The organism is Mobilicoccus pelagius NBRC 104925 (genome assembly GCF_000247995.1).
Taxonomy (GTDB): Bacteria; Actinomycetota; Actinomycetes; order Actinomycetales; family Dermatophilaceae; genus Mobilicoccus; species Mobilicoccus pelagius.
Window position 1 is genome coordinate 1 of the sequence record NZ_BAFE01000074.1, and the last position, 2,338, is coordinate 2,338.

Genomic DNA, 2,338 nt, shown 5'->3' on the forward strand with positions numbered 1-2,338 from the left:
CTTGACCTGCTGCAGCGGCAGTTCATCGCGTCGGCCCCGAACCGGGTGTGGGTCGCAGACATCACCTATTGCCGGACCTTCGCCGGCTGGGTGTACGCGGCATTCGTGCTGGACGTGTACTCGCGCAGAGTCGTGGGCTGGCAGCTGTCGACCAGCTTGCGCACCGACCTCGCGTTGGACGCCCTCGAGATGGGGTTGTGGACCCGCGACCGCGCCGGGCAGCCCACGACGGGCGTGATCGCGCACTCGGACAAGGGAGTTCAATACGTCGCCATCCGCTACACCCAACGCCTTGCCGAGGTCGGCGCGGTCGCCTCGGTCGGATCGACGGGCGACTCCTACGACAACGCGATGGCCGAAGCATTCAACTCGATCTTCAAGGCCGAGCTCGTCCGAAACCGCGGTCCCTGGAAGACCATCGATGACCTAGAGATCGCCGTGGCCGAGTACATCGACTGGTACAACCACCGACGCCTGCACGGACAGATCGGCCTGGTCCCACCCGTCGAGTACGAGACCACCTACTACGCCCAGAACCCCGCCCCGGCTACCGTAGAGGCGTCAGAACCGAGCCTCCACTAACCCCGGAACGGGACAGGTACAACAGCGCCCGCCCGCACACCCGCCTCGGCAACGCCCCACCCGCCGAGTACGAGGCAGCGCACTGCGCTGAGCCCACCAAGTCATCGCGACCGGCAATGACACCTGCATAGACGTGGCATCAACGCGTAGATGTTTCAGTTTCTTCTGTGCTGGGGCTGTGTCAGGTGCTGGACCGGGTGTAGGCAGCGGCGCGCACCACATCTTCGTCCTCCAGTCCAGCTCCTAGTGCTCCGCCCACGGTGGCCAGGCTGGCGGTGAGCCAGCTGATCTTCGCGTAGTCCAAAGCGTTCACTGGGTGACCGGCGACACCGGCCAGTACCTGCTCGTCGATGAGCAGCAGCGCGCCGACCCAGGACAGGATGAATAAGACGAGGTAGAACACCACAACCCCGATGGCCACGGTCGCGGTGGTGGCCAAATTGAACAGGATCACCTGCTCACGTTGGGCTCGCCGCCGTGGGCGCTCCCACAAGTCGGCTCCCAGGATCAGGGTGGCACTCACCGCCCCGATCGCCATCACCGCCAGCAGGACCAGGCGCACCGGCCCGTAGGCCATGGCCAGTACCCATAGGTCCGAGGCCACCAATGTCAGCATGCCGGTGGCCGCTGCCACGACCAGCGCCCGGGAGAGCCGGGCCACGAAGGCCCAAGGCTGGTTGGCGCGGATCATGCCCAGCAGCAACCGCACGTTGCCGCTCAGCACTCGGGCCGTGAACTGCACGACGTTGTCGTCCGGGCGTTCGTCGAGATCGGTGGACAGCTGGTGGGCTCTTCGAGCAAGATCCCGCTGGGCGTTGAGGTCTTCGGCGTCGTAGCCCAGGAGCTGCCCGACCACGTGCACGGTGGTCTCTTGCACCTTCTGCCGCACGTGCACGGCTCCCAGGGCTGGGACGGAGACCAGTCCTACCCCGTGCACGGGGCTGAGCTGGGTAAGCACCGGACGTCGGCCGGTCTTCAGGGGGATCTCGGTGAGCACCACGGCCAAATCCCAGTTCTCCTCCAGCACGCGGTTTCGGGCCGCCTCCAGCAGGTCCAAGGTCTCGGTGGGTGGATCGACCAGCCGGTCTTCGGCCATCTTCAGTTGCCAGCGCACTCCCGGATACCGCTGCACCAAAATCTTGCGCACCGAGGTGGTGACCTCGGGGCCGAGCACCGCACTCAGGGATGGTGAGACCACCAGGCCGATGAGCAGCTCGGCATCGGAAAGGGGTTCGGCAGGATCGGCGGTTGATCGGCAACGCTCAGCAGTCACCGCTCCATGGTGAGGCAACCACGGGCCGGATTGCCACTGGCTCGATGGAGCCCCCAAGGTTTCGTGCAGCACCGCGGGCCGGATTCGGTGGTCGCCTCGATCCCGGAAAGAGCGGTGCTGCTCACTGCGAAATCCTCTCCCCGCCGACGCCGCCAGCGCGAAGACATCACAGCCAGCGGGCCCGGGACCTGCCGGTGTCGAGGACGGCTTCTCGATGATGCTGCAGTGACGGATCGGTTGAAGTGCTTCGGCGGTGTGGGAGCAGTGATCAGCGTGGGGCCGGTCGATTCCGTTCGGACAGGTGATGCATCGACTGCCCAGCGGCAGGTGCGGTACTGATGCGGGGGTACCCGGTGCAGGGGTGTCAAGGCCCAGCTCCGAAGACGGCAAGCCGGGCACGTGAAAGGCGAATTATGGCCCGCCGCAACCCGAGCGGGAAGGCATGTGTGGCACGAGGCGCCGAAGACGGGCCGGGCGTTTACT

2 protein-coding genes are annotated in these 2,338 nt (G+C 66.0%); one reads left to right on the forward strand and one right to left on the reverse strand.

The features are described 5' to 3' along the window. A partial coding sequence (locus MOPEL_RS11240) for an IS3 family transposase (RefSeq protein ID WP_009483031.1) occupies positions 1-582 on the forward strand: 582 nt, incomplete at its 5' end. Between the two features lie 181 nt (positions 583-763). Here the strand turns inward: MOPEL_RS11240 and MOPEL_RS11245 are convergent. Then, positions 764-1,855: a hypothetical protein gene (locus MOPEL_RS11245; protein ID WP_040634217.1), complete on the reverse strand. Its 1,092-nt coding sequence runs from the start codon at positions 1,853-1,855 to the stop codon at positions 764-766. Positions 1,856-2,338 lie beyond the last annotated feature (483 nt).